The 7,825-nt window shown below is 38.7% G+C and carries 8 protein-coding genes and 1 pseudogene; all 9 read left to right on the forward strand.

Translation table 11 applies throughout. The features are described 5' to 3' along the window. Positions 1-609 precede the first annotated feature (609 nt). The gene (locus G631_RS0111385; RefSeq protein WP_026489554.1) at positions 610-2,793 is read left to right on the forward strand and encodes a zinc-ribbon domain-containing protein; all 2,184 of its coding nucleotides are present in this window, start codon (positions 610-612) and stop codon (positions 2,791-2,793) included. A gap of 973 nt (positions 2,794-3,766) precedes the next feature. Then, entirely contained in the window at positions 3,767-4,066 is a 300-nt protein-coding gene (locus tag G631_RS0111390; RefSeq protein WP_026489555.1) for a hypothetical protein, read from the forward strand. 78 nt (positions 4,067-4,144) lie between these two features. Further along, positions 4,145-5,197, forward strand: coding sequence for an ORF6N domain-containing protein (locus G631_RS0111395; RefSeq protein ID WP_026489556.1), 1,053 nt, complete (start codon positions 4,145-4,147; stop codon positions 5,195-5,197). A gap of 141 nt (positions 5,198-5,338) precedes the next feature. After that, positions 5,339-5,515: pseudogene (locus tag G631_RS0111400) on the forward strand (recombinase family protein); the annotation flags it as partial. Positions 5,516-5,563: 48 nt separating this feature from the next. After that, positions 5,564-5,737 (forward strand): hypothetical protein, encoded by a 174-nt coding sequence (locus tag G631_RS20960; RefSeq protein WP_155833921.1) that lies wholly within the window; start codon positions 5,564-5,566, stop codon positions 5,735-5,737. 47 nt (positions 5,738-5,784) lie between these two features. Then, entirely contained in the window at positions 5,785-6,300 is a 516-nt protein-coding gene (locus tag G631_RS0111410; protein WP_035789739.1) for a CbrC family protein, read from the forward strand. 56 nt (positions 6,301-6,356) lie between these two features. Further along, on the forward strand, positions 6,357-6,668 hold the full coding sequence (locus G631_RS0111415; protein ID WP_026489559.1) for a TfoX/Sxy family protein: 312 nt from the start codon (positions 6,357-6,359) through the stop codon (positions 6,666-6,668). Positions 6,669-6,700: 32 nt separating this feature from the next. Beyond that, the gene (locus G631_RS0111420; RefSeq protein ID WP_026489560.1) at positions 6,701-7,402 is read left to right on the forward strand and encodes a class I SAM-dependent methyltransferase; all 702 of its coding nucleotides are present in this window, start codon (positions 6,701-6,703) and stop codon (positions 7,400-7,402) included. 88 nt (positions 7,403-7,490) lie between these two features. Continuing rightward, positions 7,491-7,825: iron chaperone (locus tag G631_RS0111425; RefSeq protein ID WP_026489561.1), on the forward strand; the 335-nt coding region annotated here is incomplete at its 3' end.

The following is a 7,825-nucleotide window of genomic DNA, read 5'->3' on the forward strand; positions in this document are numbered from 1 at the left end:
GTAGCTGTCGAACTCGTGACAGTAGGTGCAAAAATAGAGCCTACGTCGTGACAGTAGTGCACTACTTGAATATGTCTGATATAAACAAAATTCTTACATAAGGTCAGGAAGGCTCGTTAAAACCACTTGACTACGCGAAATATCTGATGTTACACTCCGGATATAAGAACATTTGACGAGCAGGAAAGGCACCCTGCGCTCCCTAAGTGGAATCTGATATGATGGATACGCCGCCCATCCAAATGTTTTTATGTTTTCAAAGCGGATGATGTCAAGATCCTGATTGATACTGCTGCATAAGAAAGAATTCTTTGGGAACGGGTTTTTTACCGCGGATCATGTTACAGTGTGCGGGTTGCTCGTTCCTTTTCTTTGTTACTTTGGTTTGTACATTAGAAAACATGTCGAGACTGTGGTTCTTCTTTCCCAACTCCTTTAGAACGCCAAAAGATGATTTGTGAGGTGAAGGGAATATGAAACATGAATGCAAAATAACCGTATTGGATACGAAGTGTTTTGAAGATTATAAGGAAGAATACCTGGCTAAGTTATATTTTTAATATAATAAAAAGTAGGTCAAAAGAGACGTAAGTTTTGAGGATTAGTTGAGTGAAGAAAACTGCCACAAAAGGAATTGATGATTTAGAAACTACATATCCTGAGCTTGCCCAAGAATGGCATCCAACGCTAAATGCAGGCTTGCTTCCATGCGATGTTTTGCCTGGAAGTGGTAAAAGAGTTTACTGGCAGTGTCCGAAATGCAATTATGTATGGGATTCTACGATCAGCAACAGAACTGTTTTAGGGAGAGGTTGTCCTTGCTGTGCCAATAAAGTCGTAGTTAAAGGAGTAAATGATCTCGCTACTACACATCCGGAGATAGCTAAAGAGTGGTACCAGCCGCTAAACGGAGATGTTACTCCGCAGGATGTTACGCATGGATGCGGAAAGAAGTTTAGCTGGATTTGCCCTAGAGGGCATGTATACTCGGCAACAGTTTTACATAGAACAAACGGAGCTGGAACAAAATGCCCTGTCTGCAATTCCGGTCGTCAAACTTCTTTTGCGGAGCAGGCTTTATATTATTATGTTAAAAAAGTGTATCCTACAGCTATAAGCGGATACAAAGAACTATTCACTAGGAGCATGGAATTGGATGTTTATATTCCGAATCTGAAGATAGGAATAGAATATGATGGCGTATATTGGCATCACAAGAAAGCGGCTACATATGAAAGAGAACAGCGAAAGTATGATATTTGCAAAAAAAATGGAATAGCACTGATACGAGTCAGAGAAAAGAGAAAGTATGTGGATGAAGTTCCAGCCGCAGATTGGTGTGTGTTTTCACCTGAGACTGAGACAGATGAAGTCGCATTAAGTATTAGTATAAAAAATGTTATTACCTGGATACTAGATCAAACAAAAAATGGTTCAATACCTTCGGTACCTGATATTGACGTATCTAGGGATCGCTTTGAGATATTGTCATATTTGAAAGGACCAGTAAAAAACTCTGTTCAGGAAATTGCTCCGGAATTAGCTGAAGAGTGGGATTATGAGAGAAATGGTGAATTGAAGCCGGACATGATTTCTGCAGGTTCTTCACAGTATGTAAACTGGAGCTGCTCTACTTGTGGATATCGATGGGAAGCGGAAGTTTATCATCGTGCCAAGAATCATACAGGATGTCCCAAATGTGCAGGCTTTATTTTTGAAAAGGGGTTTAATGATTTAGAAACAAAAATGCCGGAGCTTCTTGTTGATTGGGATTATGAAGAGAATGCAAGACATGACGTTTATCCGAGCGAGATAATGTTCAATAGTGGCAAGAAGGTTCATTGGAAATGCCATATATGTGGACACAGATGGACAGTTTCATTGAATAAACGAACTGTTCAAGGTAACGGGTGTATAAAATGTGGTTATAAAGCAGGCAAAGAATTAAAGCATAAGAACTTATTAGAAACACAGGGCTGCATAACGAATCAGCTTCTTTTGAAAGAATGGGATTATGACAGAAATAGAGCGATTGGTCTTTTTCCAGAAGATTTGACACCTGGTAGTACCAGATCGGCTTATTGGATTTGCTCTATATGCGGATATAAGTGGAAAGCGCCAATAGCTCGAAGGAATAATGGTGCTGGTTGCAGAAAATGTGCGGATAAAGCCAACCCAGATTTAAAAAGAAAGAGGTTGATTACTAAAGGAAAAGCCATAACCGATGAAAAGCTAATAAATGAGTGGGATTATCAAAAAAATGACAGGACTCCGCAAGAATACACTACTGGTAGTAAAGAAAAAGTATTCTGGAAGTGCTCAAAATGCGGATATTCATGGAGCGCTGCTATTCGTACGAGATCTAAAGGCGCTGGTTGTCCGGCTTGTGCAGGGAACGTAGTCGTAGCAGGAAAGAATGATCTTGCAACTATTAAACCGGAGTTGGCAAACGAATGGGATTACCAAAAGAATGAAGAGATTACGCCTAGCCAGGTGTCTTATTCTTCAGGACGTAAGTTTTGGTGGATGTGCCCTAAAGGTCATGATAGTTACTTGGCTACGCCTTCTCATAGAGTAAATGGCACCGGATGCCCAATATGCGGAAAAATTAGAATTGCTGAGAAATCGTGTAGACCGGTAGATCAATTATCTTTGGACGGTACTTTTATTAAAACCTTCAAGAGTGCTAAGGAAGCCTCTGAAGAGTTGGACCTTTCTCGAGGCGCAATAGCCAATGCAATAAGGAAAGGTGCAACTTCAGGTGGATATAGATGGAGACATCACATTGAGTAAGGCTTTATGAAATGAGTAAACAGCTACTGTGGGACTAATTCATGGTGGCTGTTTTCTTTATTTTGAGCTATCCAGATTAGTGTTGTAGATATTAGAGTTTACATACTTGCAGTGCTCGGAGATAGGCTATAAAATTACTTATGTAACTACATATCGGGGCGTGATGCTTTTTAAATTCTGAGTTCTATTTATTTGGATTTATTACTGCATATGCAAGTGTGCTTTTCACTGTATGTTAAGGCTGTACGTTATGAAGGAGGGACAGCTTTGAGATATTCTGAATTTTTTACTATGCTTCAGAATGAACTAAGTAAAGAATATAAGAAACAGTATGATTGAAAATCGTGTTGATTAATAATTTCCTTATAGCTCTCGAAGAGAGCGTAGTCAGATTTTTGATCTGATACCAGGGGATTGGGGATGTGCCCCAACAAGTGAGTTTTCGGGAAAGTATATACCGAAACTCCACTTGCCACTTTACATTTTTGCTTTTGAGAGTGAACATGATGTGGCGCAGGTGATTTTTTTAATAACAATAAAATAGTTTTGCAGTTCATATCCGGGCATAGATGCTTTGGAATTGAACTGCTTTTTTATTTTTGAATTTTTCAAATTGGACTTTGCGATGGCTTCGAGATTAAAAATATCTGGAAACGATGAAATCAATTTAACAGATTGTGAATGAACTTTACAAATTTTATAAGGACTTCTGTTCTTGAAATGATTGATAGATTCAGATGCAACTACTTCTTGGTGAATGAGACCATTGCAAGTCTAATTGAAGTGACTCCGCGACCTGATGTCAAAAAATAATGAAGGCATCTGCAAAATATATAAAGCGCCTGTATGACAGTGATAGACAAGTTGATCAGCGTCATGATAAAGTTGCCTGAGTGACAAAATAAAATTGACACTATTGCATGGCGATAATATAATTGTGCCATGAGAAAATTGGCACAGGAGGGAATGAGCTATGATAACTACATTTGAAGATGCTTTAAAAAGAATCGCTGAGCTTGAAGAAGAGAATGCCAAGCTCAGAGAAGAACTTGAGTATTATAAGAGCAAAAAGTTTGCCGGCAGACAGAAGCATGATGAGCATTGGATGAAATCATATAACGACTTTGTGACTCAATATGAAGGTGGAATGACAATCATGGAGATTGTTGCCAAGGGTGCAATCAGCCGCCGAACTGCTTACAGATACAAGGCGTACTATGAAGAACTGAAGAAGATGAAGGAAAAGACTGGGGAAAGTGAATCGCAAACTTGAGGTCAAAATATTTGATCTCAAGTTTTGCGGTACAATTTTTGCACCGCAAAAATAGAAGAAGGGAGTATAAAAATCCTAATGGCAAATAAAAAGGCAGAAACTAAAAAAGCAGAAATAGATATTATAGAAGTTACGGAAGAATATCTAAGAGATAGGCTTTATGAGATCAGAGGAAGAAGGGTAATGCTAGACGCTGATCTTGCAGCTATCTATGGATATGAAACGAAAGGCCTTAATCGACAGGTGAAGAATAATATCGAAAAATTTGATGATGATTTTATGTTTGAATTATCGGATGAGGAAGTGGAATATTTGCGGTGCAATTTTTGCACCGCAAATATAGACAGCAAAAGTAGATATAATCCGCATGCATTTACGGAACAAGGATTATATATGCTAATGACTGTATTGAAGGGCGAGTTGGCAACACGACAGAGCAAAGCTTTAGTTCGTACATTTAAAAAGATGAAGGATTACATCATTAGCAATCAGAATCTTGTAGGACAGCGAGAAATGATGCAGTTATGTATGCAGAGTGCTGAAAACAAAATCGAAATCAGTAAACTTCGCATGGATCTCGGTTCTGTGGAGAAGCAGATGTCTGATGTTATGGATCAGCTTAGTGATGTTGTTACCAAATCCGATCTGGCAGATATGATGAACAGCTTTGTCAATGATGAAGACAACGGTTGGCTTATGTATAACACCAAGTATTGCAGCGCTGATGTAGCTTACTCTTCTATATACAGTCAGGCCAAGAAGTCTGTCTATCTGGTTGATAATTATATAGGACTCAGGACCTTGGTAATGTTAAAGAATGCTCCGGTTGGTGTGGATATAAAAGTGTTTAGCGATAACGTTGGTAATGCAAAGCTTCATAATGTGGAGTTTAAGGATTTTTGTAAAGAATATCCTGGGATAAATATCACGATGCTGCGCACTGGTGGAGTATTCCATGACAGATTTATAGTGCTGGATTATGGAACAAGGGATGAAAGGATTTTCCTTTGTGGAGCTTCTTCTAAGGATGCGGGTGCAAGGATAACAAGTATTGTAGAGGACTACGGCATACAAAAGTATGATCCGATCATAAAGAATCTTCTTAAGAATGCAGCGCTTGTCCTTCCATGAATAAAGGCTATAGAAACAAAAAAAGAAACAAGTAACCTTTTCCGGCCAGATGGCTTTACTCAGTAAAAAACTCGTTTCTTGACTATTATCCTAAAGGGGTATCAGGATACTGTCAACTAAAATTTGGAGGATTCTTATCTTATGACAAAGAAGAAAGTGAAATGTTACAGCTACACCCGCGTATCAACGGCCATGCAGGTAGATGGATACAGTCTTGATGCCCAGAAAGAAAAACTCAAGAGATATGCTGCCTACGAGGAAATGGAGACTGTCGGCGAATACTCCGATGAAGGACATTCCGGTAAAAATATTAAAGGTACTCATCCAGCTTGATAAGCTTTACGGATATTGAGAAAAAAGAGGTTCATGCAGTCATTTGTAGAGAATGTGCAGATATATGAACAGCCAAAAGAAAACGGAAGATTTCTAAAGAGCATATCCTTTGCCATACCTGTGTACTATAATGATAAGGAGTTCACGACAATAGCCTTTGTCGAGGATGCAATTATGGATGCGTTGAAAGTTTTTCAGATGATATAGTAGCTAATTAATCTTTCAGTTTATCTGTCTAAAAGGAGAAGATGGATATGAAAAAAATTCACTTTAAATATCATCCCAATATTTATGAGGATGACATTCTTGTTCATAAGAGTGGTATATGTCAGTGTTGTGGCAAACAAATAAATGAGTATATAGAACATGTTTATTCAGCGGAGGATGTAGATTGCATCTGCTTACAATGTGTAAGTGATGGGACTGCAGCCCAAAAGTTTGATGCTGTATTTGTTTCTTGGGCAGAGGCTATTAGTGATCCTGAAAAACGAGATGAACTATTTCATAGAACGCCGGGATATCTTGGGTGGCAAGATGAAAATTGGCTCGCATGTTGTGATGACTATTGTCAGTATCTTGGGAGAGTCGGAATTGATGAATTAAATGATCTTGGGATAAAAGACGAACTTCTACAAGAGTATGCTATGCGTGAAGATGCATACTCACTTGAAGATGTTGAGGAATGTTTGTATAAGGATGGGGATATGTCGGGATATCTGTTTAAATGCATTCATTGCAATAAATATCATCTTTGGGTGGATGCAAATTAATTAGAACAATAACTGTAATATATTTTTCAGAAAATAAATGATAAAGAGGTTAGCAGGTGGCATCAAGTAAAGACTATTTGGAATTCATATTAGAGCAGCTGTCAGGGCTTGATGATATAACGCATCGTTCCATGATGGGAGAATATATCTTGTATTATAGAGGCAAGGTGTTTGGCGGTATCTATGATGACCGCTTTCTGGTGAAGCCTACAAAGTCCGCCAAAGCTATGATGCCTGATGCGGATATGGAACTTCCGTATGAAGGAGCAAAAGAGATGATCCTTGTTGATGGTGTTGACAACAGAGAGTTTCTGAGAGAACTCGTAGAGGCGATGTATGAGGACTTGCCGACGACAAAGAAGAAATAATTTCAGTAAAACGTGCTAAGAAAGTAGGAAAAATGGGAACAATTAGGGACTATAGAAACATGGTGGAACAACCCTGGGGAAAGATGTTCTACGAATTGATTTATGAACAACTGAATATTTCAGAAGAAAAAAGAGTAAGAATCCTGGATTTTGGAGCTGGATTTTGTATAACAGCAAATTATTATGCAAAGAATCACGAAGTTGTTGCTGTTGAGCCGAATGAGGAAATGTACAATCTGCGAGCGGAAGATAATGAGTATACTCTGATTACTCAAGGGGTGGATTATCTTAAGGCCGTTCCTGATAATTATTTCGATGTTGTTCTTTGTCATAATGTTTTGGAATACGTAGAAAACAGAGAAGCAGTTTTAGATCAATTGGGGAGAGTAGTAAAGCCGGAAGGAATTCTTTCTATAGTCAAACATAATCTTCTTGGTAGAGTTATGGGAAGTGCTGTGCTTGCTGATGATCCCAACGTAGCATTGGAACTGCTGAACAATATTTCCGAGGATAGCATGTTTGGAAATAGAAGTGTTTATAGTAACGAGCTACTTATTGAAACACTGTCTCATGATATGAAACTTTCCGATAGCTATGGAATAAGGACATTCTTCGGACTGTCTTCGAATAATGAGATCAAGCATACAAATGAATGGTATCAATCAATGCTTGCATTGGAAATCAAAACAAGTACTATGGAAGAATTTAAAAAGATTGCTTTTTTTATCATTTGATATTTAAGAAGGAAACGAATAAACAATAACTCGGAATATATTTCAGGATAATAGACTAAGACAAATCGAGATTTGAAGAGGTGAAGCCATGGCATGGAAATGTCCGAAATGCGGCAGAAAGTTCAGCAGACAAAACCAGGACCATTACTGTGTGAAACCGCAGAATATTGATGAATACATTGCTGCTCAGGATGAGAAATATAAGCCCAGATTAATGGAGATCCGGGAGATCCTTCGTGATGCACTGCCGGACGCGGAGGAACGGATCTCCTGGTCGATGCCCACTTATTGGAAAGGTCGTAATATCATTCATTTCGCAGCATCAAAGAAACATCTGGGCATTTATCCTGGTGATGAGGCTACAGCTGTATTTACGGAGGAACTCTCCGATTATGACGTAAGCAAGGGCACGATACGGATCCC

This window comes from Butyrivibrio sp. XBB1001 (genome assembly GCF_000424505.1).
Classification (GTDB): domain Bacteria; phylum Bacillota; class Clostridia; order Lachnospirales; family Lachnospiraceae; genus Butyrivibrio.